This window comes from Ruegeria sp. N8 (assembly GCF_056531325.1).
Map to the genome: position 1 here is coordinate 98,928 of NZ_JBQFLQ010000002.1, position 26,777 is coordinate 125,704.

20 protein-coding genes are annotated in these 26,777 nt (G+C 58.5%); 12 read left to right on the forward strand and 8 right to left on the reverse strand.

Features of this window, described 5'->3' with window-relative positions:
* Nucleotides 1–23: 23 nt before the first annotated feature.
* Nucleotides 24–1,685, reverse strand: a complete 1,662-nt coding sequence (locus ACR0C5_RS04575; protein ID WP_480502956.1) for a flotillin family protein — start codon at nt 1,683–1,685, stop codon at nt 24–26.
* A 33-nt stretch (nt 1,686–1,718) separates the two neighbouring features.
* Nucleotides 1,719–2,474, reverse strand: coding sequence for an OB-fold-containig protein (locus ACR0C5_RS04580; RefSeq protein ID WP_480874890.1), 756 nt, complete (start codon nt 2,472–2,474; stop codon nt 1,719–1,721).
* Nucleotides 2,475–2,692: 218 nt separating this feature from the next.
* Between ACR0C5_RS04580 and metG the strand changes: the two genes are divergently transcribed.
* The 3 genes from metG to ACR0C5_RS04595 all read left to right on the forward strand — a co-directional run bounded on the left by metG (nt 2,693) and on the right by ACR0C5_RS04595 (nt 9,005).
* On the forward strand, nt 2,693–4,411 hold the full coding sequence (gene metG / locus ACR0C5_RS04585) for a methionine--tRNA ligase (RefSeq protein WP_170769510.1): 1,719 nt from the start codon (nt 2,693–2,695) through the stop codon (nt 4,409–4,411).
* A gap of 274 nt (nt 4,412–4,685) precedes the next feature.
* On the forward strand, nt 4,686–5,864 hold the full coding sequence (locus tag ACR0C5_RS04590) for an efflux RND transporter periplasmic adaptor subunit (protein WP_170769509.1): 1,179 nt from the start codon (nt 4,686–4,688) through the stop codon (nt 5,862–5,864).
* 3 nt (nt 5,865–5,867) lie between these two features.
* Complete coding sequence (locus tag ACR0C5_RS04595) at nt 5,868–9,005, forward strand: efflux RND transporter permease subunit (protein WP_170769508.1); 3,138 nt, start codon at nt 5,868–5,870, stop codon at nt 9,003–9,005.
* A gap of 50 nt (nt 9,006–9,055) precedes the next feature.
* On the opposite strand, the gene glpD is transcribed toward ACR0C5_RS04595, so the two are convergent.
* Nucleotides 9,056–10,630, reverse strand: a complete 1,575-nt coding sequence (gene glpD / locus ACR0C5_RS04600) for a glycerol-3-phosphate dehydrogenase (RefSeq protein WP_170769507.1) — start codon at nt 10,628–10,630, stop codon at nt 9,056–9,058.
* A gap of 198 nt (nt 10,631–10,828) precedes the next feature.
* Here glpD and ACR0C5_RS04605 point away from each other — a divergent pair, with 198 nt between their 5' ends.
* The 4 genes from ACR0C5_RS04605 (at nt 10,829) to ACR0C5_RS04620 (ending at nt 14,777) form a co-directional block, all read left to right on the forward strand.
* A complete protein-coding gene (locus tag ACR0C5_RS04605) occupies nt 10,829–11,590 on the forward strand; it encodes a DeoR/GlpR family DNA-binding transcription regulator (RefSeq protein ID WP_480502961.1) in 762 nt (253 codons plus the stop codon).
* An 83-nt stretch (nt 11,591–11,673) separates the two neighbouring features.
* Nucleotides 11,674–12,036 (forward strand): DUF3302 domain-containing protein, encoded by a 363-nt coding sequence (locus ACR0C5_RS04610; protein ID WP_480874895.1) that lies wholly within the window; start codon nt 11,674–11,676, stop codon nt 12,034–12,036.
* Nucleotides 12,037–12,057: 21 nt separating this feature from the next.
* Nucleotides 12,058–13,203, forward strand: a complete 1,146-nt coding sequence (locus tag ACR0C5_RS04615; RefSeq protein ID WP_480874897.1) for an HlyD family secretion protein — start codon at nt 12,058–12,060, stop codon at nt 13,201–13,203.
* Between the two features lie 11 nt (nt 13,204–13,214).
* On the forward strand, nt 13,215–14,777 hold the full coding sequence (locus ACR0C5_RS04620; protein WP_480874900.1) for an efflux transporter outer membrane subunit: 1,563 nt from the start codon (nt 13,215–13,217) through the stop codon (nt 14,775–14,777).
* A gap of 3 nt (nt 14,778–14,780) precedes the next feature.
* Here the strand turns inward: ACR0C5_RS04620 and mprF are convergent, their stop codons facing one another.
* Together mprF and ACR0C5_RS04630 are read right to left on the reverse strand one after the other, a co-directional pair.
* The gene (mprF, locus tag ACR0C5_RS04625; RefSeq protein WP_170769502.1) at nt 14,781–17,390 is read right to left on the reverse strand and encodes a bifunctional lysylphosphatidylglycerol flippase/synthetase MprF; all 2,610 of its coding nucleotides are present in this window, start codon (nt 17,388–17,390) and stop codon (nt 14,781–14,783) included.
* 102 nt (nt 17,391–17,492) lie between these two features.
* On the reverse strand, nt 17,493–17,921 hold the full coding sequence (locus tag ACR0C5_RS04630; protein WP_170769501.1) for an Lrp/AsnC family transcriptional regulator: 429 nt from the start codon (nt 17,919–17,921) through the stop codon (nt 17,493–17,495).
* Between the two features lie 86 nt (nt 17,922–18,007).
* Between ACR0C5_RS04630 and rocF the strand changes: the two genes are divergently transcribed.
* Together rocF and ACR0C5_RS04640 are read left to right on the forward strand one after the other, a co-directional pair.
* Nucleotides 18,008–18,928, forward strand: coding sequence for an arginase (gene rocF / locus ACR0C5_RS04635; protein WP_170769500.1), 921 nt, complete (start codon nt 18,008–18,010; stop codon nt 18,926–18,928).
* Entirely contained in the window at nt 18,928–19,971 is a 1,044-nt protein-coding gene (locus ACR0C5_RS04640) for an ornithine cyclodeaminase (protein ID WP_170769499.1), read from the forward strand. The genes rocF and ACR0C5_RS04640 overlap by 1 nt, the downstream gene beginning before the upstream one ends.
* Before the next feature lie 131 nt (nt 19,972–20,102).
* On the opposite strand, the gene ACR0C5_RS04645 is transcribed toward ACR0C5_RS04640, so the two are convergent.
* The 3 genes from ACR0C5_RS04645 to ACR0C5_RS04655 form a co-directional block, all read right to left on the reverse strand.
* A complete protein-coding gene (locus tag ACR0C5_RS04645; protein ID WP_170784520.1) occupies nt 20,103–21,506 on the reverse strand; it encodes a TRAP transporter large permease in 1,404 nt (467 codons plus the stop codon).
* Complete coding sequence (locus ACR0C5_RS04650) at nt 21,507–22,136, reverse strand: TRAP transporter small permease subunit (protein WP_170788537.1); 630 nt, start codon at nt 22,134–22,136, stop codon at nt 21,507–21,509. It abuts the gene before it with no gap.
* A 63-nt stretch (nt 22,137–22,199) separates the two neighbouring features.
* The gene (locus ACR0C5_RS04655; RefSeq protein WP_480874903.1) at nt 22,200–23,216 is read right to left on the reverse strand and encodes a C4-dicarboxylate TRAP transporter substrate-binding protein; all 1,017 of its coding nucleotides are present in this window, start codon (nt 23,214–23,216) and stop codon (nt 22,200–22,202) included.
* Nucleotides 23,217–23,646: 430 nt separating this feature from the next.
* Between ACR0C5_RS04655 and acs the strand changes: the two genes are divergently transcribed.
* From acs to ACR0C5_RS04670, 3 genes are all read left to right on the forward strand, one after another.
* The gene (acs, locus tag ACR0C5_RS04660) at nt 23,647–25,611 is read left to right on the forward strand and encodes an acetate--CoA ligase (protein WP_170784513.1); all 1,965 of its coding nucleotides are present in this window, start codon (nt 23,647–23,649) and stop codon (nt 25,609–25,611) included.
* Nucleotides 25,612–25,618: 7 nt separating this feature from the next.
* Nucleotides 25,619–26,302 (forward strand): adenylate kinase, encoded by a 684-nt coding sequence (locus ACR0C5_RS04665; protein ID WP_480874905.1) that lies wholly within the window; start codon nt 25,619–25,621, stop codon nt 26,300–26,302.
* Nucleotides 26,303–26,487: 185 nt separating this feature from the next.
* The gene (locus ACR0C5_RS04670) at nt 26,488–26,772 is read left to right on the forward strand and encodes a DUF4212 domain-containing protein (protein ID WP_170769493.1); all 285 of its coding nucleotides are present in this window, start codon (nt 26,488–26,490) and stop codon (nt 26,770–26,772) included.
* Nucleotides 26,773–26,777: the final 5 nt, after the last annotated feature.

Genomic DNA, 26,777 nt, shown 5'->3' on the forward strand with positions numbered 1-26,777 from the left:
GGAAATCCCGGCCCTTCCTTTTGTTACTGGGTCGGAGGCGTCTCGTCCTCCAGCCCCTCGACGGGGTCCTGCGTCTGCTCTAGCGCTCCGTTCACTACGCCGCCGACACCGTTTTCCATCGACAGACCAAGCTCTTCGCCCAGCTTCTTGAGCGCGGGCATCTGCACCGCCATGCCCATGATCGAATCCAGTGCCTGATTGACCACCGGCTTGTCGCTGTTGGCCGTGCCGCCCGAGGCCCCGGCCCCGATGCCGCCCACCTGATGGATCTTAATCGAGTCGATTTTTTCCGCAGGCTTGACCATCTCCGAGATGATCGATGGCATCGTCTCAATCCGCGCCATATCGACCTTCATGCGGATCTGGGCCGCGGACAGAGCATTGTCGGCCTCGACAATGGCGCGCTTGCCTTCGGCTTCGGCCAGCATGTCGTTTTTCTTGGCCTCGGCCCGGATGTTCAGCGCGTCCGCCTCGGCCTGCGCCTCTTCGCGGCGGGCTTCGGCGCGGTCAGCGGCGGCCTCTTTCTCGGCCTGCGCGGCCAGCCGGATCGCGGTCGCCTGACGTTCGGCCTCACGCGTGGCTTCGATCAGAGCGATCTGCTTGATCCGCTCGGCTTCGGCCACCTCGCGGGCGGTCGCGACGGCTTCGGTTGCCTTGGTCGCCTCGGCACGGGCCAAGTCGGCAGACGCACGCGCGCGGCTTTCCTCTTCGGATTTCTGCGCGATGATGATCTGACGTTCCTGTTCGGCCACTTCAATCTCACGCTCTTTGGCAATCTCGGCATCGCGGATTTTACGCTCCCGCTCAATATCGGCCGAACGGATGGCTTCTTCACGGGCGATCCGGGCGCGTTCAGTCTCGCGCACCGAGTCCTCGGTCCGGGCTGCGATTTCGGCCTCTTGCGCCACGCGCATGGTTTCGACCTTTTGGGCCTGCTCAATCCGTGCCTGCGCCTCATCCTGTTCGATCAGCAGCTTTTGGCGTTCCGCCTCCATCGCGGCACGACGTACTTCAACCTCAGCCTCGGCATCAATCTGCGCGCGTTCCTTTTTGGACACGGCAATCACCTCGGCCAGCTTGCGCATACCCACCGCGTTAAAGGCGTTGTTCTCGTCCAGAGCTTCGAACGGAGTCTGGTCCAACGCAGTCAGCGAGACAGATTCCAGCGACAGACCGTTCTTCAACAGGTCTTCGGACACCGCATTCTGCACCTCTTGCACAAAGTCGGCGCGGTTCTCATGCAGACCATCCATGGTCATCTGAGCCGCCACGGCGCGCAAGCCGTCAATCAGCTTGCCTTCGATCATCTCACGCAGTTGCTCAACGTCGAAAGTGCGGTCGCCCAGCGTTTGCGCAGCACGTGCGATACCCTCTTCGGTCGCCATGACCGAGACGTAGAACTCGACACCTACGTCCACGCGCATCCGGTCTTTGGTAATCAGCGCGGCCTCACCGCTGCGCTGCACCTCAAGGCGCAGGGTCTTCATGTTAACGGGGCTGACCTCGTGCAGCAGCGGCACAATGATGACGCCGCCATCCATGATGACCTTTTTGCCGCCTGCCCCGGTTTTCACCAGACTGACTTCACGCGTAGCGCGACGATAGAGACGGCCCAGCACAAGGCCAATGAACAAGAGTACGGCCAGAATAGTCACAACCGTGACGGCCAGGAATTGAACTTCCATGCAAAATCCTCCGAGTTGGGGTTTGAAATTTGGTTAGTCTGACAAGCCGACCATTACGAACCGGTCGCGCCGTCTGTCGCGTAGAACAAGGACATCCGTGCCCTGCTCCAACATCTCTTTGTCCTGCAGTGGCTCGGCGCGCAGGTAATGCGTGTTGCCAAAGCGATCCATGACGCGCACCTCGGCCGGCCGGCCGCGCGATGCGGTGCCTTGGGTGATCACACCACGACGGCGAGCAAGCATCCGTTCCGACATCGCTTCGGTCTCGGTCTTGGGCAGAAGGCGGGCAAAAACACCGCCAAAGCCGCGTGCGAACCACAGTCCGAATGCGCCAGCCGGGATGGCGGCGATCCAAGATGGCATGTCAAAGCCCAGCAGGTCGCGCAGCGCCAGTTGCAGGCCCATGCCCGACAGGCCAAAGCCCGCAAGCAGCACCGCCAGCCAGATCATGAAGGGCACCTTGCCCAGACCCAACCATGCCATAGGCCCGGGCAGTTCGGCCCCCGGCGCATCAGCCTCGATCTCGGCCAGCTCAAAGTCACCCAGATCAACATCCGCGTCGATGTCTAGATCAAGGTCGGCCACATCCAGATCAGGCGCATCAACCGCATCCAGGTCAACCTCGCCCTCACCCGCCAGTAGGCTGCCGCCGATCGCCAGAGCCACAAGCTCTAGCGCCAGCAGACCGAACAGCAGCGCAAGCGAAAGGGTAAAGGGCACAAAAGCACCCTCGAGCAAAAAGTCGAACATCAGCGGATCGCCCTCGTTATTGTATACTTTGGTATACATTTCATATGGGAAGTCATTTCTCGAAATTCAAGAGGTTGTGATTCCAATTTACAACCTATGGGTATTGCGCGCTGTCATCCGGGTACAATCGGCGGCCGCATCAGTGGCGCGTTTTCTGATAGATGCGTGTCTAAAATGACATGTGGGTAAAAGCCGGGGTTTTGCTGGGCGGTCACATAAGGTAGACGGTCGCGCAGTTAGACACGTGGAAACGCAAAATGGCTCGGATTCTCATCACCTCGGCGATCCCTTACATCAACGGGATCAAGCACCTCGGCAACCTGATCGGCTCGCAATTGCCAGCTGATCTGTATGCACGCTACCAGCGCGGCCGAGGGAATGAGGTCATGTTCCTGTGTGCCACCGACGAGCACGGCACGCCAGCAGAGTTGGCCGCAGCAAAGGCGGGCAAACCGGTGGCAGACTATTGCGCCGATATGTACGCCGTTCAGGCCGATATCGCGAACCGCTTTGGGTTGAGCTTCGATCACTTCGGGCGGTCTTCCAGCGATCAGAACAAACGACTGACCCAGCATTTCGCTGGCAAGCTGGACGAGGCCGGGCTGATCCGTGAGGTCAGCGAGAAACAGGTCTATTCCAACGCCGATGGCCGGTTCCTGCCTGACCGCTATATCGAGGGCACCTGCCCCAACTGCGGCTATGACCGCGCGCGCGGCGATCAGTGCGAAAACTGCACCAAGCAGTTAGACCCAACCGACCTGATCGAGCCGCGCAGCGCCATCAGCGGCTCGACTGATCTAGAGATCCGCGAGACCAAGCACCTGTATCTGCGCCAATCCGCGATGAAAGATCAGCTGGATGCATGGATCGACAGCAAAGCCGACTGGCCGATCTTGACGACTTCGATTGCCAAGAAGTGGCTGCATGACGGCGACGGCCTGCAGGATCGCGGCATCACCCGTGATCTGGACTGGGGTGTGCCGGTGAAGAAAGGCGATCAGGACTGGCCGGGGATGGAAGGCAAGGTCTTCTATGTCTGGTTCGACGCGCCGATCGAATATATCGCCTGCGCCAAGGAATGGGCCGATGCCAGCGGCAAACCGGATGCAGAGTGGGAACGCTGGTGGCGCACCGACAAAGGTGCGGATGACGTCCGTTACGTACAATTCATGGGCAAGGACAACGTGCCCTTCCATACGCTCAGCTTCCCCGCCACAATTCTGGGTTCGGGCGAGCCGTGGAAGATGGTCGATCACCTGAAATCCTTCAACTATCTGAACTATGATGGCGGCCAGTTCTCGACCAGCCAAGGCCGCGGCGTTTTCATGGATCAGGCGCTTGAGATCCTGCCCGCCGATTACTGGCGCTGGTGGCTGCTGAGCCATGCGCCGGAAAGCAGCGATAGCGAGTTCACGTGGGAGAATTTCCAGCAATCGGTGAACAAGGACCTCGCTGACGTGCTGGGCAATTTCGTCAGCCGGATCACCAAGTTCTGCCGTTCAAAATTCAGTGAGGCGGTGCCAGAGGGCGGCACATTTGGTGATCGTGAACAAGAGCTTATCGCGGAACTCACCCGCCGCGTCCGTGCCTATGAAGGGTTCATGGAGGCGATGGAGGTTCGCAAATCAGCGCAAGAATTGCGCGCGATTTGGGTGGCAGGCAATGAATATCTGCAATCTGCGGCGCCGTGGTCGACCTTCAAGGAAGACCCCGAACAAGCCGCCGCGCAGGTCCGCCTGGGCCTGAACCTGATTCGCCTTTACGCGGTGCTCAGCGCGCCGTTCATCCCCGAAACCTCGGCCCGGATGCTCAGCGCGATGAATACGCTGGACACAAGCTGGCCCGATCAAGTGGCCGAGGCTTTGGAAGCGCTACCTGCGGGTCACGCGTTCGCGGTGCCGGATGTGCTGTTCGCCAAGATCACCGACGAGCAGCGCGAAGATTGGGAGACCCGCTTCGCGGGCACACGCATCTAGGCGCCAACAAGGATCAAGACAAAGGGGCCTTTCGGCCCCTTTTTTCTTGCCCGCCTGTTCGCACACGACCCCAAACCCAAAAGAGAAAAAGCGAAAAACACCACGTAAACAACCGCACTTCCAGCATTTTTTCTAGATCTTATCCCCAGCGAAAAACCTCAATACGCTTGAGAAAAAATCGCAAACCCGTCATCCTCGTCTCAAAGTGCAATCGACTCGGCCTGTAAGTGGGTGGTCGGGTCGATTTTTGTTAGACCATCACGAGGCATTCGCCATGTTCTTTGATCCAAACTTTTTGAAACCTTTGCAGAGTGGCCGGTCGTTCAAAGCGCTCAGTTGCGCTGCCGCGTTGGGCTTGATTACACTTGCCGATCCCAGCACAGCGCAAGACACTGGCGATGCGCAACCGCCCAAGGTTTCAATCGCGGCCGCCTACACTCAGGACATTACCGAGGAAGCAACCTTTATCGGTCGGGCCGAGGCGCTGAATAAGGCGGATATCATCGCTCGGGTCAGCGGGTTTCTGGACAGTCAGAACGTGGAAGATGGTGCGTTGGTTAAGGAAGGCGATCTGCTGTTTACCATCGAGCCTGACCTCTATCAGGCCACGCTGGATGCCAGAAATGCCGATCTGGACCGGGCGCAGGCCAATCTGGAACTGGCCAAGGTGGAGCTCGCACGTAAACAGGAATTGTACGAGCGTGACGCGACCCCAGAATCCGAACGCGACATTGCCCGCGCCAATGAACTGGTGGCCGAAGCCGAGGTCAAGTCCGCGCAGGCCGCGATTAAACAAGCCAAACTTGATCTCAGCTATACGGAAATCCACGCTCCCTTCGACGGACGTATCGGTCGCGCTACTACAAGTGTCGGGGATGTGGTTGGGCCGAATAATCCACCACTGGTGAATATAGTCAGCGAAGCCCCGATCTATGTGAATTTTTCGCTGAACGAAAAGGAGTTCACGTCGGTTCTGCAGGCGGTGGGTGAAAACGCCGCCTCGCTTGCGGAAAGCAATAAAAGCCCAGTGGTGAAAGTTGTCCTGCCCAACGGGACCGAACTGGATGAGGAAGGTACAATCGTCTTTGTCGACAACCGAATAGACCCGCTGACCGGGGCGATCAGGATGCGGGCTCAATTCGACAACGCCAAGCGTCTGATCGTCGATGGTGCATTCTTAAGCGTGCAGATCGAGGCATTGAAACCAACGACTGAGGTGTTGATCCCGCAAGCCGCTTTGCAGCGCGATCAGAGGGGCGAGTTTGTGCTGGTCGTGAATGATCAGCAAATGGTCGAACAGCGCTATATAACCACCGGCAACACGGTTGAGACCGCTATCATCGTCAAGGATGGGCTGCGCGCAGGGGAAAGCGTGATTGTCGAGGGTTTGCAACGGGTGCGTCCGGGTGTTGCCGTTGATGCGGTTGTCGCCTCTGAGCAGCCGGGAGAATAACGGATGTTCTCTGCCCTGTTCATCAGCCGGCCCAAGCTGGCGCTTGTCATTTCGCTGGTGCTGACCATCATGGGCGGCATCGGTTACATGGTGCTGCCGGTGGCGCAATTCCCCGACATCACCCCGCCCGTGGTCAGTGTTACGACCACCTATACCGGTGCAAATGCCGAGACGGTCGAAAACACCGTCGCCGCCCCGATCGAGGCGCAGGTCAACGGTGTGGACGACATGATCTATATGACGTCGACATCGTCCGACAACGGTTCCTATTCGCTGAATATTACGTTTGAAGTCGGAACTGACCCCGACATCGCATCAGTCAACGTGCAAAACCGCGTGGCACAGGCGATGTCTTCGCTGCCTACCGAAGTGACCTCTTCGGGCGTCGTCACGCAAAAAGCTTCGACCAACATGCTGCTCTTGGTCACGCTGACATCACCCAATGGGACATATGACAGTGTCTTCCTGTCGAACTATGCGTCGATCAACCTGAAAGACGCGCTGGCGCGGGTTCAGGGCGTTGGTAAGGCTGATGTTCTGACCAACCTGGAATACGCAATGCGAATCTGGATGGACCCTGATCAGATGGCCGCCTTGTCGATCACGCCGGGCGATGTGATCAGTGCCATCCGGGAACAGAATATCGAGGTCTCTGCAGGGTCTATCGGGTCTCCGCCTGTGCCAGAGGGCCAAACATTTCAGTACACCATCAAGACCAAGGGCCGACTGACCTCGGCCGATGAATTCGGTGATATCGTGATCCGTACTGGTGAGGCAGGATCGATTGTACGGGTCAAAGATATCGCACGGGTCGAGCTGGGCGCTCAGTTCTATTCGGCCTCGGGCTATTTCCAGGCTGTGCCTGCTACCGTCATCGGCATTTACCAGGCTCCTGGCGCGAACGCGTTGGCCGTGTCTGAACGCGTTCAGGCCGAGTTGGATCGCCTGTCGCGATCCTTCCCGACGGATGTTGAATATCAAGTGCCCTTCAACACAACCGATTTCGTTGAGCAATCGCTGAATGACGTGGTCTCGACCCTGATCCTGACCTTCATTCTGGTGATTTCAGTGGTGTTTGTCTTTCTGGGCAGTTGGCGGGCAACGATCATTCCAGCGGTGGCCATCCCTGTCTCTCTGATCGGAACATTCGCATTCCTTCTGGCCTTTGGGATGTCGCTGAACACGATCTCTCTGTTTGCGCTGGTGCTGGCCATCGGGATCGTGGTGGATGACGCCATCGTGGTTGTCGAGAACGTGGAACGGATCATCGCCGAAGAAGGCCTCCCCCCCGCCGAGGCGACCCGCAAGGCGATGGGCCAGATCACCGGGCCGGTGATCGCGACCACCCTGGTTCTACTGGCTGTTTTCGTGCCTGTAACCTTTATGCCGGGCATCTCAGGAAGACTTTATTCACAATTTGCAGTGACGATTTCGACCGCTGTTGTGATTTCGTCCATCAACGCACTGACACTGTCCCCTGCCCTGTGCGGTCTGGTGCTGCGGGCGCGGTCCGGTCCTCCAAAAGGGCTGCTGGCGATGTTCGAAAACTTCATCGGAACCGTGCGCAGCGGCTACGTCGCCATTGTGCGCAAGATGCTGATCCTGCCGGTGGTGGCTTTAGGTGTCATCGTCGTTCTGGCGATGGGCACCGGTACGATCATGGGCACCACATCCAAGGGCTTTATCCCGCTTGAGGATAACGGATATCTATTCGTGGACATCCAACTGCCCGACGCTGCTACACTAGAGCGGACCGAAACCGTCTCCAGCCGCGTCGACGACAAGATCCGCGAAATTCCGGGTGTGGCCAGTACCGTTCTAGTCAACGGGTTCTCGTTGCTGAACGGCACGACGACCAACGGGGCCGCAATCTTTGTGAACCTTGAGAACTGGGAAGAGCGGCAAGAGCCGGACCTGACCGCCGACGCTATCCTGAGCAAAGTTCTGGCAATTGCAAACGGCGAATCTGCAGCCTCGATCGTGGCGTTCAACCCACCCCCCATTCAGGGTCTGGGCATGTCGGCGGGTGTCGAGATGGAGGTACAGCAGACCGGAGGGGGCTCGCCTCAGGATTTGGCCTCGGCCGTGGGTTCGTTTGTCTATGCGGCGAACCAACGACCTGAGATCGGACAGGCCTACACAACCTTCCGCGCCAATGTTCCACAGTTGTTTGTCGATCTGGATCGTGAAAAGGCCAAAACACTGCAAGTCTCGGTGGCCGAGATTTTCCAGACCATGCAGGCGCAGTTGGGTTCGTACTACGTGAACGACTTCAACCTGTTCGGGCGGGTCTACCGCGTGATGATTCAGGCCGAAGGGTCATACCGGACCAAGGTCGACGACATCGCAAACCTCTATGTTCGCTCGACCAAGGGCGAGATGGTTCCTTTGGGAACGTTGATCGACGTGGAAAATGTGCTGGGTCCGGTTTTGCTGAAACGGCACAACCTGTTCCGGTCTGCCACGGTGACGGCGGTTCCTGCCCCCGGCTTGTCCAGCGGCGATGCAATCACTGTCATGACCGAGGAATCCGCCAACGCCCTGCCCCCCGGTTATGCGTTTGAGTGGACCGGCACAGCGCAGCAGCAGCTGGCTTCGGGCGGTCTGGTGATCGTGATCCTGGGGCTGGCAATCTTGTTCGGGTATCTGTTCCTAGTGGGTCAGTACGAGAGTTGGTCGTTGCCAGTCTCGATCCTGCTATCTGTGATCGTCGCCTTGTTCGGGGCGGTGGCGGCGGTGGCTATCGTCGGTAGTGACATCAACCTCTATACACAGATCGGGATGATCATGCTTGTGGGGCTCGCTTCGAAGAATGGCATTCTGATCGTCGAATTTGCGATGGAGCAACGCGCCAACGGCCTGTCGATTAAGGAAGCAGCTGCCGAAGCTGCGCATCAGCGTTTCCGCGCGGTGATGATGACCGCGCTCTCGTTCCTGCTTGGTGTTGTGCCGCTGCTAGCCGCCAATGGCGCCGGTGCGGCCAGCCAGAAGGCCATCGGTGTTGCCGTGTTCGGAGGAATGCTGGCGGCGACGCTGATCGGTGTCATTCTGGTTCCGGTTCTCTATGCCCTGATGCAGGGACTGCGAGAATGGATCAAGGGCACCAAGAACGACCCCGGCCCATCCGAGGAAACAGCCTGAACCAAAAAGCCCCGCTCAACCAGCGGGGCTTTTTTCTGTGTACAGGTCGTTCAAGCCAGTTTTTGATCCATCCACGCCTGAATGCGCGCGATCTGCTCCGACGTCAGCCTCAGCCCCAGCTTGTTGCGTCGCCAGACCACATCCTCGGCAGTGCAGGCGTATTCGCGGGTTGTCAGCCAGTCCAACTCGCGCGCGAACAGTGTCGCGCCGAAGTCTTCGCCCAGATCACTGGTTGTTTTCGCATCACCCAATATGTTGCGTACTTCGGTGCCATAGGCGCGCACAAGCCGCTCGGCCCAGCCGCGATCAAGGAACGTAAACTCTGCCTGAATTTGGCCAATCAGTTTTTCCACACCATCCACCGGAAAATCTCCGCCCGGCAAGGCGACGCCTGCCGTCCATGGCCCCGGAAGATCGGGGAAGTGTTCCGCCACTTTCTCAAGCGCGCTTTCGGCCAGACGCCGATAGGTGGTGATCTTGCCGCCAAACACATTCAACACAGGTGCCCCGCCCACGGCGTTCACCTTCAGCGTATAGTCTCGCGTGGCCGCTGTGGCGCTGCTAGCCCCATCATCATAAAGCGGGCGCACACCCGAATAGGTCCAGACAATCTGATCCCGCGTCACCGGCGATTTGAAATAGCGCGAGGCGAAAGCACACAGATAATCCTGCTCAGCCTCAGTGCAGACAGGCGGTTCAGACGGGTCAGCATGGTCCTGATCGGTGGTGCCGATCAAGGTGAAATCCCGTTCGTAAGGAATGGCAAAGATTATGCGGCCATCCTCACCCTGAAAGAAGTAGCATTTTTCGTGGTCGAACAGCCGTGGCGTTACGATATGGCTACCGCGCACAAGACGAACCCCTTCGCGTGAGTTCATGTGGATTTTAGTCTGGATGATATCGCCGACCCAGGGACCGCCCGCATTGATCAGCATCTTTGCCCGCACTGTGCGGGTCTCGTCTGACCGCTTGTCGCTGAGCGTGATCTCCCAGAGATCATCCACGCGTTTTGCCGACAGAACTTCGGTCCGGGTCATGATCTGCGCACCCCGCGCCTCGGCATCCCGCGCGTTCAGGACAACCAACCGCGAGTCCTCGATCCAGCAATCGGAATATTCATAGGCCGTCTGGAACCGATCCTGTAACGGAACGCCCTCGGTCGCAGTGCTTAGGTCCAACGCGCTGGTCCCCGGCAGAATTTTACGTCCGCCCAGATGGTCATAAAGAAACAGTCCCAGACGGATCAGCCACGCCGGGCGGCGCCCCTTCATCCATGGCATCACAGTGCCGAGCAGCCGTGAGGTCGGCGTCTCAGAGTCAAACCGCATGTCCTTGTGATAAGGCAGCACAAACCGCATCGGCCAGCTGATATGCGGCATCGCCCGCAGCAGGGTTTCGCGTTCGATCAGAGCCTCGCGCACCAGTCGAAACTCAAAATACTCCAGATAACGCAGCCCGCCGTGAAACAGCTTGGTCGAGGCTGAGGATGTAGCCGAAGCCAGATCGTTCATTTCGGCCAGCATGACCGACAATCCGCGCCCGGCGGCATCCCGCGCGATACCGCAGCCATTGATCCCTCCACCGATAATGAAAAGGTCGGTCACTTGCTGATTTTGCTGAGTCATATCTCAAGATGCCCATGACGTGAAAACTTAGCGCCATTAACCCGATACACGCTCGGGTCGTCAATGTTTACTTTCGTTATTGTTCGTTTTTTACATCAAAATGGAAATTTTGGCAAAATGGCCTTGCAGTTTTACCGAAACCTCCCGCAAACAGGTTGGAAAGGAATAAAATCGAACATTCCCTTATCGGAGTCTCAAATGTCCCTGTCCTTCCGCCAATCCGACATTCTGGAAGTTGCACGACAGGATGGCCGTGTCATGGTCGAAGAACTGGCGCAAAGATTTGATGTCACTGTACAAACCATCCGCCGCGACCTTTCTGAACTGGCGGACATGGGAAAGCTGGACCGCGTTCACGGAGGTGCGGTCTTGCGCTCGGGCGTGTCGAATATCGGCTACGAAGACCGCCGGGCGCTCAACGCCGACACCAAGGTTCAGATCGCACAAGCCTGCGCGCAGGACATACCCGACGGTGCGTCCCTCTTCATGAATATCGGCACTTCGACCGAGGCCGTCGCGCGTCAACTGCTGAACCACAAAGACCTGATGGTGGTGACCAACAACATGAATGTCGCCAATATCCTTGTCGAAAACCCAAACTGCCAGATCGTTGTCGCCGGGGGCGTGCTGCGCCGCTCGGACGGTGGGCTGGTGGGGGATCTGACGATCTCGACGATCGAGCAATTCAAGTTTGACTACGCAGTGATTGGATGCTCGGCCCTGGATGCGGCGGGCGATTTGCTGGATTTCGACTTTCAGGAGGTTAAGGTCAGCCAGACGATCATTGCCCAAGCCCGACACAGCCTGCTGGTCGCCGACCACTCGAAATTCCAAAGAACCGCGCCCGCGCGGATCGCCTCGCTGACCAATGTCGATGTGTTTTACACCGATCAACCTTTGGCAGAAGACCTGGCCAAGAAATGCGCGGAATGGAATACGAAGGTCAAACTGTGCGCCTGACGGGGCGGCAGCCGATAATTTAATTGACGAACCCCGTGCCGACGTCTGAGGATAGGACAACCTTCCAACAAGGAGGCACGAGCATGGGACTGTTGGGCCAACCCCTTGGCTACTACGATTATCTGACTTTTGTCGCGTTGATCCCGCTGCTGGGCGCAGTCATGGCGTTGTTTTTGTTCATCATGGGGCTGCCCGGTCGCATCGCGATCAAGCGCAACCATCCGCATGCCGAGGCCGTCAAGATCATGGGCTGGATGGGCTTTCTGGCCATCGTGCCCTGGGTGCATGCCTTCATCTGGGCCTTCCATGATGGAACCACAGTCGATATCCGCCGGATGCCAGACGACGAACGCGACGCGATCCGCAAAGAGATCAAACGGTTGGGTGGTACCTTGAATGAGGAATACCGCGATCCGCTTGACCCGGATGAGCCGCAGAAAAGCTAAGGCCAAAGGACCCTCCACACGATGTTTGTCGCCCTCGGCATTACGCTTTTTTATCTTATTTTCGTTTGGCTCATTTTCTTCAAACTGCAATGGCTGAAGTTCAACATTGCATGGGGGATCGTGTCCTTCTGGGTCGGCGCGCATCTGTTGTTGATCTTTCTGGTCGCCCTGCGCTTCTTCCAGCCGTTTTCCATCGACAGCCATGTGGTGCGTTCGACCATCCAGATTGTACCGCGTCTGACCGGCCCCACCCTGCTGACCGAAGTTCTGGTCGAGCCGAACACGCAAGTGAAAAAGGGCGATCCCCTCTACCGCTTTGACGACACCATCTTCGCGCTAGAGCTTGATGAAGCCAAGGCCCAGCTTGTGGCCGCGCAGCAGAACGCCAAGATCCTTGAACAGGATGTCATCGCCGCAGGCGAGGCGGTCGAACGCGCCAATGCACAGCTTGCATACGCTTTGACCCAGCAGACGCGATATCAGAACCTCGTTCCCGCAGGCGGGGCGCGTCAGGATGAGCTGGATCGCTGGAACGAACAAGTCACCGAAGATGAGGCCAAGATCAAAGAGGCACAAGCCAATCTGGAAAAGGCCGAATTGGCGCAAGCATCGCAGATCGACGGGGTGAATACCGGTATCCTTCAGGCGCAGGCACAGTTGGACAAGGCGCAGTATTATCTGGACAACACCACGATCTACGCGCCCGAAGATGGCATGATCGTTTCACAGCAGGCCCGACCCGGCCTTGTCGTCGGTGACCTGCGTCTGGGGGCAATTGCCAGCTTTGTCACCACCGACAACCCCTATATTCTGGCGACTTACCGGCAACAGAACCTGAAATTCGTTGAGCCGGGGCAAGAGGTTGAGATCGCGTTGGACCTTTATCCCGGGGAAATCCTCACCGGCAAGGTCGAAGCGATCTGGTGGGCCACCCGTCAGGGGCAATACCTGCCCTCGGGCCGCCTGCCCGGCTTTGAGCTGCCTAAACTGCCGGGCCGCATTGCGGTGCAAATCTCGGTCGATATTCCGGATGGACACACCTTCCCCGCAGGCGGTCACGCGGCGGTCGCAATCTATACCGGTCAGGGCAAAAGCTTTGAATTTCTGCGGCGCATCAACATTCGCCTCTACTCATTTGCGAATTTCATCCGCCCGCTGGATATCTGAGGACATAGCGCATGAAACGAACCCTCCTGATCCGCCAACTGATGGGCACCGTGCTATGCGCCGCCCTGTTGGCCGGATGCGCACCGGTAGGGCCGGATTTCGTGCGCCCAAACTCTCCGGTCGTGAAGGAATGGATCGAGGTCAACAGCCCCAGTGCCGGACCCAGCGGTTTGACCTCGCGCAGCGCGCCCGTGGTCAAATGGTGGGAGACATTCAATGACCCAACTCTCAACAGATTGATAAACGAGGCTTATGCCCAGAACCTCGACCTGCAGGTGGCCGGGGCTCGCGTATTGCAAGCCCGTGCGCAGTTGGGCATCGCGTTTGGCGAGTTGTACCCGCAATCACAAGCCATCGGCGCCTCGATCGAGCGGCGTCAGGTCAGCGAAAACCTCGGCCCCATCGCAGATATCCGCGAGATCATCCCGCTGGACACCGAGTTTTCGACATCGCAAGCCGGGTTTGACGCGCAGTGGGAACTGGACGTCTGGGGCCAGCAACGGCGCGGCGTGCAGGCGGCGCGGTCCAATCTTGCGTTGCAGGTGGCCAATTACGACGACGCGCTGGTGACGCTGACGGGCGATGTTGCCGCGCTCTATGTCAATATCCGCGCCTTGCAGGAATCGCTGGCGGTCGCGCGGGAAAACATCCGGCTGCAACAGGAATCGGCGGACCTGACCCAGTTGCGGTTCAACAATGGCGTCACGACCGAACTGGATGTGCAGGAATCCACCGCCCTTCTGAACAACACTAAAGCACTGGTGCCCGCGCTGGAAAGCGATCTGCAACAAACCAAGAATGCGCTGGCGGTTCTGCTGGGCGCGACACCCTCGCGCATGACCAGTCTGTTGGGCAATTCAGGGCGTATCCCCTCGGCCCGGTCAAACGTCGCCGTGGGTGTTCCGGCCGAACTGCTACGTCGCCGTCCCGATGTGCGCGCGGCGGAACTGGCGGCAGCCACGCAATCTGCGCAGGTCGGGATCGCCATGGCGGATCTGTATCCGCAGTTCATCCTGTCCGGCTCGATCGGGGTGCAGGCGTCCGGTGGGCGTGACCTGTTCACCTCGGCCAGCTCCACAGGACTGGCCAATGCGGGCGTCGTCTGGAACGTGCTGAACTACGGCCGGATTAAGAACAATGTCCGCGCGCAGGACGCCGCCTATCAGGCGCTGATCGCGAATTATCAGAACACTGTGCTGACCGCCTATTCCGAGGTCGAAAGCGCCATGGTCGCCTATTCCCAATCGCGCAAACAGGTTGTGTTCTATGAAAACAGCGTCGCCGCCTCGCGCCGCGCAGCCGAGATCGCGGTGGATCAATACCGGGACGGGATCGCGGATTATTCCCGCATCCTGAACACGCAGACCGCGCTGCTGAATTCGCAGGCGAACCTGATCGAAGCGCGTCAGCAGGTGTCCAGCAATCTGGTAGCGGTCTACAAAGGGCTGGGTGGCGGCTGGCAGATTCGGCAAAATCAGGAATTCCTGCCCGAAACGGTTCTGGCCGAGATGGCCTATCGAACCGATTGGGGCGATTTGCTGCGAGAGACGCCGCAGCAAGCCAGCCTGAATTAGCGACTATTTGGTGAGGCCCCGCAACCCGCCCGAGATAAGGATATTCACCTCATACAAAATACGAGGTGCAGCCAGACCACCGGGGCTGGCCAGATAGTTCGGGCTCCATTCCGGGTCGAACTTCTGTTTGAAACTGCGCAGCCCTTCGAAGTGATAGAACTGCTCGCCATGCTCATAAACGAATCCTCCGATCCGGTTCCAGATTGAGGCCAGTTGCCGGTTCTCGATCCCCGAAAATGGCGCTGCACCCAGTGAGAACCATTGGAAGCCCTGCTCAGAGCCCCATGACATCATCTCGGCGAACAGCGCGTCCATGACAAAGCTGGGGCTATCGGGTTCATAGCGCATCAGGTCCAGCGATAGCTCGGATTTTTGACCGCCCTGGAACAGGTTGGCAAAGGCCACGATCCGCCCCCCTTCCTTGTCGCGCAGCACGGCGTGGTCGAAATAGGACAGGTAGGCATCGTCAAACCCACCAAGGGCAAAGCCCTTTTCCTCGCCCGCTTTCTGCGCCAGCCAGTCGTCTGAAACCTGACGCAGTTCTGGCAGGTATGGGGCCAAGTCCTCTTTCGGGATGATCTCGAACACATAGCCTTCGCGCTCGGCCCGGTTCTTGGCCTGCCGGAAGCGCTTGCGCGACTTGCCGTCCAGCGAGAAATCTTTCAGCGGCACCCGCGCGACCTCTCCTATTTTCAGGATCGACAGGCCGAGGTCCAGAAAGGTCGGCAGGTATTTGGTCGAGACGCTGTAGAACGCGCACAGCTTGCCTTCGCGATCCGCCATCTCGCGCAATTGCCAGATCAGTTGCTGCCCGGCTTTTTCATCGCCTACAGGCTCTCCCTTGGTGATCAGCGCGTTGCCGGTATCGGCATAGGCCAGAAAGGCACTGTCGTCGGGGGCGATCAGGAACTGCTTGTCCCCGGTCAGGGAAATCTGGGATTCGGTATCCTCGCTCTCCATCACCAACCGTTCGACCACCGCAGGGATCTCGGTGCGCTCCGGCACTGGAATCTCGCGCCCGAACAGAGACATCACAGCCACCACCCCAAGGATCAGCGCCACCACAAGGCTGGAGCGTAGGAATCGCGAGGCGTCACCGTTCCAGGCAAACTCCCACCACAGGGCGTTTTGGTATTCCACATGAGAATAAGCGAACAGGCCGATCCAAAAGATTACGGCCAGCAGGGCAAAAACGCTGATCAGCCAGGGGATGTTCAGGCGAAAGATCGACGCGCCGCTGACCCGATAAAACGCGTCCTTGAACGTGGCCAGCAACGCGATGGCCGCGACCATGCCAATCGCCTCATGCGTGTCCAGCCCCTTGGTCAGCGAGGCAACAAACCCCGCCACCATCAACAGCATGGCGACGATCCACGCGCGGTAGAGTTTGCGAAACAACCCGCGCGAAACCAACAGCAACAGAACTCCGATGGCGCTGCCAGCCAGGTGGGAAGCCTCAACAAAGGACAAGGGCAGCACATCCCGTAGAACGCCCAGTTTCTGACTGCTCGCAGGCAGCGCACCGGACAGCAGCAATATGGCCCCAGCCACGGCGGCCACGCCTGCGGCAACCATCGGCACGATCGGGCGCATCAGGCGGTAAACCCATGTGGCTGCACCCGTGATGTGGCGTCGATGGCTGATCCCCGAAACCACAGCGATCGAGACAGCGGCGATGGCAAAAGGCAAGAACGTATAGACCAAACGATAAAGCAACAATGCCGCAATCACGTCCGAGCGCCCTGAGGCGCCCAAACCAGCGATCAGCGTCGCCTCAAAGGCGCCAATACCCCCCGGCGCATGGCTGAGAATTCCAACCGCAATCGCGCCGATATAGATCGCAAAGAAGAACGGGAAACCAACGCCCAGATCATCCGGCATCAGCACGTAGAGAGTCATCGACGCCCCGAACAGATCGCAGATGGCCGCTACGGTCAGAAGCCCGGCCAGCCGACCTCCGGGCAGGTTGAAGCCCAGCCCTCCATAAGCCAGCCTGCGCCCACCTTTAGCCAGCCAGAAGAGCAGAACCGCCAGCGCGATCAGAAGCGTCACGCCGATCACGGTCTCAAGCGTTGGGCTGATCGGCAGGATTTTCGAAATCCCGTCCGGGTGCATGGTCAGCAGTGTGCCCAGCAGCAGCACCATGCCTGACCAGAACGCAATCCACGACGTCGCAATGACACCCGCCACCCGGCTGAGGTCCAGCCCCAGCGACGCATAGATGCGATACCGGATCGCCGTCCCGGTAATGTAGGAAAAGCCCAGACAATTCGACACGGCATAGCCGCAGGCCCCCGCCATCCCAGCCACCGGCAACGGCACCTCACCATCCGCCACGCTTTGCACCGCCAGAACATCATACATCGACAACGCGAGAAAGCTGAACGCCGTCCAACACAGAGCGAAGAACATCAGCTTCCACGATGTGTTCGCCACATCGGTCTGAACATCCCCCCATTTCACGTGGGCAGATAGTTCATGCAGAACAACCAGTGCGATCAACGTCACCAGAATCGGAACCGCGATCCGTACCAGCGGCTTTTCCAGAAAGCCGGTAATCTTCTCGGCCCAGCGTACAGCCCAGAGCTCTTGCTCAGTGTCCTGCGTGGTCATTCCATCCCTCTGCTCAAAGGCGTGACAATCGTCATTGGCGCGCAACAGTCGCGCAGGGGGACCTTCGCATAGTTTCGCAAAAGCGCAAAGCGTCAGAAGGGGTTACACCCGGCCTTTCCGCGTGGACAGCAACAGATTGGTCTCGGACCGGGTGATCCCCTCCATCCGGCGGATCTGGAACAGGATTGCGTCCAACTCGGCCAGCGTATCGGTTCCGATCTCGGCAATCAGATCCCAGCTTCCATTGGTGGAATGCACCGCGCGCACTTGTGGCATCGCGGCAATTCGCGACATGGTGCGTTCGGTTCCGCGCCCTTCGATTTCCAGCATCATCAACCCACGCACCGGACTTTGCGCCACGTCACGCCGGGTGAGAACAGTAAACCCTACGATCTCGCCCGATTGCTTGAGGCGCTGCAACCGGCTGCGCACCGTTGTGCGGGTCACGCCCAACGTCTCGGCCAGCTCAGACAGAGAGGCACGGGCATCACGGTGCAAAGCGCTCAGCAGGCGATTGTCCAGATCGTCCATTGCTCATTCCCATTTCGGATGACCAGCTTTCATTTTGAACAATTTGATGGCTTTTCGCAAGTCAAAGAGAATGGCTAGATAGAAACATGACCACGGAAAACCTCATACTCGTCGGTGCCCCCATGGATGCCGGTAAACGCCGCCAAGGTTGCCGGATGGGCCCAGACGCCTATCGCGTCGCCGGGCTGAAGACGGCGCTGACAGACCTCGGCCACTCGGTTCTCGATGCCGGAGATGTCCGACCCGACCAAACCGATCTGGCGGAACACGCGCACCTTTTCGCTTTGCCGGAATGCGTCGGCTGGACCAAAGCACTGCAGCGCGCCGCGCTTGAAACAGCACCCAAAGGCGTGCCGATCTTCATGGGTGGCGATCACGCGCTGTCGATGGGCACCGTTTCGGGCATGGCCCTGCACGCTCAACAGCTGAACCGTCCCCTCTTTGTACTGTGGCTGGACGCCCACAGCGATTTCCATACCCCCGACAGCACCGATAGCGGCAACCTGCACGGCACCCCGGTCGCCTATTTCACCGGCCAATCGGGTTTCGACGCCTTTCCCAAGATCACAACCCCCGTGCCGACCGATCGCGTTGGCATGATCGGCCTGCGATCTGTAGACCCGGCCGAGCGCGCGCGCCTGGAACAGGACCGTGCTATGCTGGCCGATATGCGCAGCATCGACGAACACGGGATCAAGGCCCCGCTAATGGCCTTTCTGGATCGAGTCCGCGCCGCAAATGGCCTGCTTCATGTGTCGCTCGACGTTGATTTCCTCGACCCCTCCATCGCCCCGGCGGTCGGCACTACCGTTCCCGGCGGCGCGACCGAGCGCGAGGCGCATCTGGTGATGGAATTGCTGCACGAAAGCGGGCTGGTCTGCTCGCTCGATCTGGTCGAGCTCAACCCGTTTCTGGATGAGCGCGGCCGTACTGCAAAACTGATGGTCGATTTGGCTGCGTCGCTGATGGGGCGGCGCATCTTCGACCGCCCGACCCGGAGTTTCTGATGAACCAACCCTCAGACAAAGCCCTCGTGCCCTTTGTGTCAGTCGACAATATGATGCGCCTTGTGCACCATATCGGCCTTGAGCGCATGATCACCCAGATCGCCGCCCGCATCGAAGCAGATTTCAAGCGGTGGGAAAGTTTCGATAAAACGCCCCGTATTCCCGCTCATTCCCCCCATGGCGTGATCGAGCTGATGCCGACGTCTGATGGCGAGGCCTATGGGTTCAAATACGTAAACGGCCATCCCAAGAACACATCCGAAGGGCTTCAGACGGTCACCGCCTTCGGCCTACTTGCGGACGTCTATACCGGCTACCCTACCCTGCTGACCGAGATGACCCTGCTGACCGCCCTGCGTACCGCTGCCACATCTGCCCTGGTCGGCAGTTACCTTGCACCAAAGGGCGCCACGACCATGGCGATGATCGGCAATGGTGCACAATCCGAGTTTCAGTGCCTGGCATTCAAGGCTATGTGTGGGATTACCTCGGTACGTCTGTACGACACCGATTCCGCTGCCACCGAAAAATGTGCGGCGAACCTAAAAAACTCTGGCCTGACGGTTGTGCTGTGCAAAACGCCCGAAGACGCCATCGAGGGTGCTCAGATCATCACAACATGCACGGCCGACAAGAAATACGCGACAATCCTGACCGACAACATGGTCGGCCCTGGCGTGCACATCAACGCCATCGGCGGCGATTGCCCTGGTAAAACCGAACTGCATCGAGACATCCTGCTCCGCTCGGACATTTTTGTCGAGTACCCCGAACAAACGCGCATCGAAGGCGAAATTCAGGCGCTGAACCCCGATCATCCCGTTACTGAACTTTGGCAGGTCATGACCGGTCAAGCTGCGGGTCGCAAGGACAACCAACAAATCACCCTTTTTGACAGTGTGGGCTTCGCAATCGAGGACTTCTCGGCCCTTTGCTATATCAAATCAGCAATCGAAGGTACCGACTATTTCGAAGCTCTCGATATGCTCGCTGACCCGGACGATCCCCGAGACCTCTATGGTATGCTGATGCGGGCGAGCTAAGTAGGGGGCTCTGCACCCGCCGCCCTGCGGGCGACTCCCCTGGGATATTTGGGGCCAGATGAAGTACGGATCCGCTTTTCATCTGGCTAAAAATATCCCGGAGCGCGAGGCAGAGCCTCGCAAATTACCTGCTACCCAGCCAAGGACGGCAGATAGAGCACGATACCAGGGAACGCCACCAACAACGCGATGGTGACGGCGTCTGCGATGAAAAACGGTGTCACGCCTTTGAAAACATCCTGAACGCTCAGGTCCGGGCGGACCCCTGCAACCACAAAGCAGTTGAGCCCAATGGGTGGGGTTATCAGGCAGAACTCGGCCATTTTCACCACAAGAATACCGAACCAGATGGCGCACATCGGGCCAGACATCCCAAAGGCGCTTTCAGCCGCGCTGACGGTTTCACCGCCATTCAAGGCCATTACTGCGGGGTAGACCACCGGTAACGTCAGCAGCAGCATCCCGATGGCGTCCATGAACATGCCCAGAACCGCGTAAGCCAGCAGGATGCAGATCAGGATCAGCATTGGCGACATCTCAAGCGATGTGATCCAGTCCGAGAATGCCCCGGGCAGATCCGCGAACCCGAGGAACCGAACATAGATCAGAACCCCCCAGATGATCGAGAAGATCATGGCCGTCAGCTTTGCTGTTTCCAGCAGGGCCGATTTCAGCTCGGTCCAGCGCATTCCGTGAAACAGCGCAAAACAAAAGACGATAAAGGCTCCGATCGCGCCGCCTTCGGTGGGGGTGCCCCAGGCCTTGTCGCCAAAAGGGTTGTAGACGAAGCAGATGATGATGAGGATCACGGCGACGATTGGGAACGCACCGGGCAGTGCCGCAAAGCGCTGCTTCCAAGTGAACCCAGTAACGGGTGGACCAACTGATTTGAAGATCACGGCGATGCCAACGATCAGCAGACCGTAAATGACCGCTGAAAATGCGCCGGGGATGAAACCGGCCAACAGCAGTTTGCCGACATCCTGTTCAACGATGATCGCATAGATCACCAGAATCGCAGATGGCGGGATCAGCGAGGCCAGTGTTCCGCCAGCAGCGACGACGCCGGCCGCGAATTGTTTATTGTATCCGACCTTCAGCATCTCGGGGATGGCGATGCGCGCAAACACGGCAGAAGTGGCGACCGAAGCGCCCGACACTGCCGCAAAGCCAGCCGTGGCGAAGACGGTGGACACCGCCAACCCGCCGGGCACCCAGGCGACCCAGCGTTTGGCAGCTTCAAATAGCGCTCGGGTCAGACCTGCATAGTAGGCAAGATAGCCAATCAGGATAAAGGTCGGGATCAGGCTGAGCGTATGGGCCGCAACCTTGGAATGAGGCACCTGCCCCGCCGTTTTGACAGCCACGGTCAGTGCTTTGCCAAAGCGGTCGGGGTCATAGCCGAATTTGGCCCAGAAAATCCAGACCAGCCCAACCAAACCTGCCAAACCTGCCGCAAAGGCCACGCGCATCCCAGTGACGACCAGAACCAGAAGGCCGCCTGTGACCCACAGGCCGATATCAATCGTGTCCATCTAGTCCTGCCCTTCGAATTGCTCGGCCTCGGCAGCCGCCTGGGCGGCGACATCCTGTATCAGCGGCACGGCCACTGGTTTCTCCAGCCCTAAGACAAAGGCGCGGCCATAACCCCAGATTTGCAAGATCAGCCGCAAGCAAAGCACCGAGAAAGCAACCGGAGCCAACAGTTTGGCAGGCCAGAGCGGAATACCGATGTCGATTGAGCTGTCACGGCTCCACAACGGTGCGCCGAAATCGAACGAGCGGTCGAAATGGGACCAGCTGCCCCAGACAAGGGCTAGCATCAGAACAAGGATCAATACGACCGAGATCAGTTCGAACAGCCACAGCGCCCGCCCGTGCAGGCGCGAGATGACGATATCCATTCGGATGTGCCCGCCATCCCGCTGGACAAAGGAAATGCCAAGGAACGCGATCAGTGGCATGGCCTGTTCGATCCAGTCCACATAGCCAGGCAAAGGTGCGTTGAACGCGTTACGCCCGCTAACCGATACCACGGCCAAAACCATCAGCCCAAATACAGCTATCCCACTGATCAGGGCAAGGAACCGTTCCAATCGCAATAATTGATGATCCAGACGGCTGAGACGACTGCCATCCTCAAGCACCGTGGCCTGTCCTGCCATGCCGGTGATCCCCTATTGTCTTTATGGGTGTCCGGGCGCCGATGAGGCACCCGGACGATGCGATCAGTTGCCGCCGCGCTGTTGTTTCAGCGTGGCCTGAACGAGATCATAGAGGTCCTGCGCAGGCAGACCTTGGGCCGACATGTCCGCTATCCACTGCTCGCGGATCGGATCTGCCGCCTTGGTACGGAACTCTTCGATCACCGCATCGTCGATTTCGACCTTTGTGACGCCCTTCTCGGATAGGACGCTGTCCCACTGTTCCAGCAGGCCACCATAGTTGGCGAGGTAATGATCAATCGCCTCATCAATCGAACTGTCCAGTGCCTCTCGATGTTCGGCCGGTAGGGCTTCATAGGCGTCGATATTTACTACCACCGGGCAGTTGACTGTGCCGGGGTTGAGGTTTGCGGTCCACCAATCAGCCTCGTTTATGGTGCCGAAAGACAGGTGAGCATGTTGGGCAAAGGCCACCGTGTCGACGACGCCCGATTCCATCGCATTGAACGCCTCGGTCGCGGGAACCGAGGTCGGGACACCTCCGACCGCTTCGAATGCCTGACCCAGACCACCGGTCGCACGCACACGCATGCCGTCGAAATCAGCCAGCTTGTCACGCGGATCGCCGGTGCCGACCAGATTATACTGCGGCATGGGCGAGGTCATGATGATACGCGCGTTCCACTGAGCCATCTCATCTTTCACCGCCGGGTGATCGTAAACAGCGTGGCTGACGGCCACCTCTTCTTCCAGGTTGTTCACCCCGAGGAACGGTAGCTCCAGCACCGTGATGGCCCGGTTCTTGTCGCGATGATAGCCCGCGCAGAATTGCGCCATCTCGAACGCGCCGATCTCAATCCCATCGAGATTCTCGCGCGGTTTGGACAGGCCGCCATAGCTGACATTGATGGTGAACTCGCCATTAGTCTTTTCACTGACCAACTCGGCCAGCTTTTCAACGTGCTCAGTAAAGGCGCGGCGTTTACCCCAGACCGAAGCGCTCCATTCGGTTGCTGCGGCCTCAGACACGAAGGCGACGGTCAAAGCGGCAACAGCCGCACCGCTCAGCATCTTTTTCATTGTGATCTCTCCCTTTTTTGCGCCCCTTCCCCAGGGCGCTTGCAAGCAAAGCTAGCGCCAACATCTTAAAGTGCCAACCCCCAGAGCGGGACGCGTGCCCGTGTTCCTCGGTTCCGTTTGGCGCTAACAACTAAAAGATGAGTTTCAAATACCTATTGCCTATGGATCAGAAGCCAGCTGTCACGCTTTTCACTTGTTACAACCAAATATATGTTTCTATTTTATTTTTCATCAAATTTACAAAATTTGTTTTCTAGTTTGACAGGAATCAAGAAATTTATTTACAAACTAATCCTTAGTTTTCTGTAATTTATTCCCTTGTTTTCAGTTCTCCGTATTATTCGGTACGGGGAGGATGCGGGTCGACATTGCCAAATCAGCAGGCAAAATCGAGCCCGTCAATTTCAGTCCTAGAGGGAGGAGCCTCAGAATGACAACCGCTGCCCAGGCAGATGCCAAAGCTTATCCGCCAACTGCAGAAACCGTTGCGCGTGCACATGTCGATGCTGACAAATATTCCGAGATGTACGCAGCCTCCGTCAACGACCCTGTCGCCTTTTGGGGCGAGCAGGGAAAGCGTGTCGACTGGATCAAACCGTTCACGCAGGTCAAGGATGTCAGCTATGATTTCGGTTCGGTTGGCATCAACTGGTATGCGGATGGTACGCTGAACGTTTCGGCCAACTGCCTGGATCGTCACCTTGAAACACGCGGCGATCAGACCGCCATCATCTGGGAACCGGATGATCCAAACGACGCGGCTCAGCACATCACCTATGCCGAGTTGCACCGCCGCACCTGCCGGATGGCGAACATTCTGGAATCGCTGGGTGTGCGCAAGGGTGACCGCGTTGTCATCTACCTGCCGATGATCCCCGAAGCAGCCTATGCCATGTTGGCCTGCGCCCGTATTGGCGCCATCCACTCGATTGTTTTTGCGGGATTTTCTCCGGACGCATTGGCAGCGCGGATCAATGGGTGCGACGCCAAGGTTGTCATCACCGCGGATGAAGCCCCGCGCGGTGGCCGCAAAACCCCTCTGAAATCCAATGCGGATGCGGCATTGCTGCATTGCAAGGACACCGTCAAATGTCTGGTCGTCAAGCGCACCAATGGTCAAACCACTTGGATTGCCGATCGCGACTATGACTACAACGAAATGGCGCTTGAGGCAGACGATTATTGCGCCCCGGCTGAGATGAATGCCGAGGATCCTCTGTTCATCCTCTACACCTCCGGGTCGACCGGTCAGCCCAAGGGCGTCGTGCATACAACCGGCGGGTATCTTGTCTATGCCGCGCTGACTCACGAGGTCACGTTCGACTACCACGAGGGCGACATCTATTGGTGTACGGCGGATGTGGGCTGGGTCACGGGCCACAGCTATATCGTATATGGCCCGCTGGCCAACGGTGCGACGACACTGATGTTCGAAGGCGTGCCCACCTATCCCGACGCCGGTCGTTTCTGGGAGGTGTGCGCCAAGCACAAGGTCAATCAGTTCTACACCGCCCCCACCGCGATCCGTGCCCTGATGGGTCAGGGCAATGAGTTCGTTGAAAAGCACGACCTCAGCGATCTGCGTCTGCTGGGCACTGTGGGTGAACCAATCAACCCAGAGGCGTGGAACTGGTACAATGATGTTGTCGGCAAGGGCAGATGCCCCATCGTAGACACTTGGTGGCAGACCGAAACCGGCGGCCACATGATGACCCCCCTGCCCGGCGCACATGCGACCAAGCCCGGCTCGGCGATGAAACCCTTCTTTGGCGTGCAGCCCGTGGTGCTGGATCCGCAATCCGGTGTCGAAATCAACGGCAACGGCGTTGAGGGTGTTTTGTGCATCAAGGACAGCTGGCCCGGTCAGATGCGCACCGTCTGGGGCGACCATGAACGGTTCGAGAAGACCTATTTCTCGGATTACAAAGGCTACTACTTCACCGGCGACGGTTGCCGTCGGGACGAAGATGGCGATTACTGGATCACAGGCCGCGTTGATGACGTGATCAACGTCTCGGGCCACCGTATGGGCACGGCCGAGGTCGAAAGTGCACTGGTGGCACATGCGGCCGTGGCCGAGGCCGCCGTGGTCGGCTACCCGCATGAAATCAAAGGGCAAGGCATCTATTGCTACGTCACCTTGATGAATGATCGTGAACCTTCGGATGAGCTGCTGAAAGAGCTGCGCACCTGGGTACGGACCGAAATCGGGCCGATTGCCTCGCCGGACGTAATTCAATGGGCGCCGGGCCTTCCGAAGACGCGCTCGGGCAAGATCATGCGTCGAATCCTGCGCAAGATCGCCGAGAATGACTTTGGCTCTCTGGGCGACACCTCGACACTGGCCGATCCGTCGGTCGTCGAAGACCTGATCGAAAACCGGGCGAATAAGTGAGGGAATGATGGACGCTGCCGTTACCACCACCCCCGCTGTTCTGATCCTTCTCGGCCCTCCGGGCGCCGGGAAGGGCACGCAAGCCCGGATGCTGGAAGATAAATTCGGTCTGGTTCAGCTCAGCACCGGCGACCTGCTGCGTGAGGCCGTTGCCGCAGGTACCGAGGCAGGTAAAGCCGCCAAAGCCGTTATGGAAGCGGGCGATCTGGTCAGCGACGAGATCGTCATCGCCATCCTGCGCGACCGAATGGCCAAGCCGGATTGCCAGAAAGGGGTCATCCTTGATGGTTTCCCCCGCACCACCGTTCAGGCCAAGGCGCTGGATGGGCTACTGGCCACATCGGATCAAAAGATCAGCGCCGCGATTAGTCTTGAGGTTCAGGACGCTGAAATGGTCGCGCGCATTTCGGGCCGTTACACCTGCGCCATGTGTGGAGAAGGCTATCACGACACGTTCAAAGTGCCTGCCGTTGAAGGCAAATGCGACAATTGCGGCGGCACCGAGTTCAAGCGTCGCGCGGATGACAACGCCGAAACCGTTGCGTCGCGCCTGACTGCGTATCACGCGCAGACAGCACCGCTGATTGACTACTACCAAGCCCAAGGCGTGCTGCAAGGCATTGATGCCATGGGCCAAATCGACGCCATCGCCAACGACCTGCAAGGGCTTGTGCGCGGGGTCATGAGTTAAGGGGAGGAGATAAGCCCAAACCGGGCTTTGATCCTTAAAACAGAATACTTCAATGGACCCGCCTTGGCGGACCAGAGAAGTTTTGCCGGACGTCACGGGGCGTTTGGCACATTCGAGAAGCGGTCCAACGCACTGGAGGAGTTGGGCAACGGGCCGCCAACGAGGTAGCGAAGGAGGAACCCGCAATGGCGGATAACACCACAAACTCCGCGCAGACTGCCGAGGCCGATAAGGGCTATTGGCAGGCCAACCTGCGTCTCATCTACATCAGCCTCGCGATCTGGGCGCTGGTGTCTTTTGGATTCGGCATTCTGCTGCGTCCGCTGCTGTCCGGCATCTCGGTTGGCGGCACCGATCTGGGCTTTTGGTTTGCCCAGCAGGGATCGATCCTGGTCTTTTTGGTGCTGATCTTCAACTACGCCTGGCGCATGAACAAGCTGGACGCCGAACACGGCGTGGAAGAAGACTAAGGGAG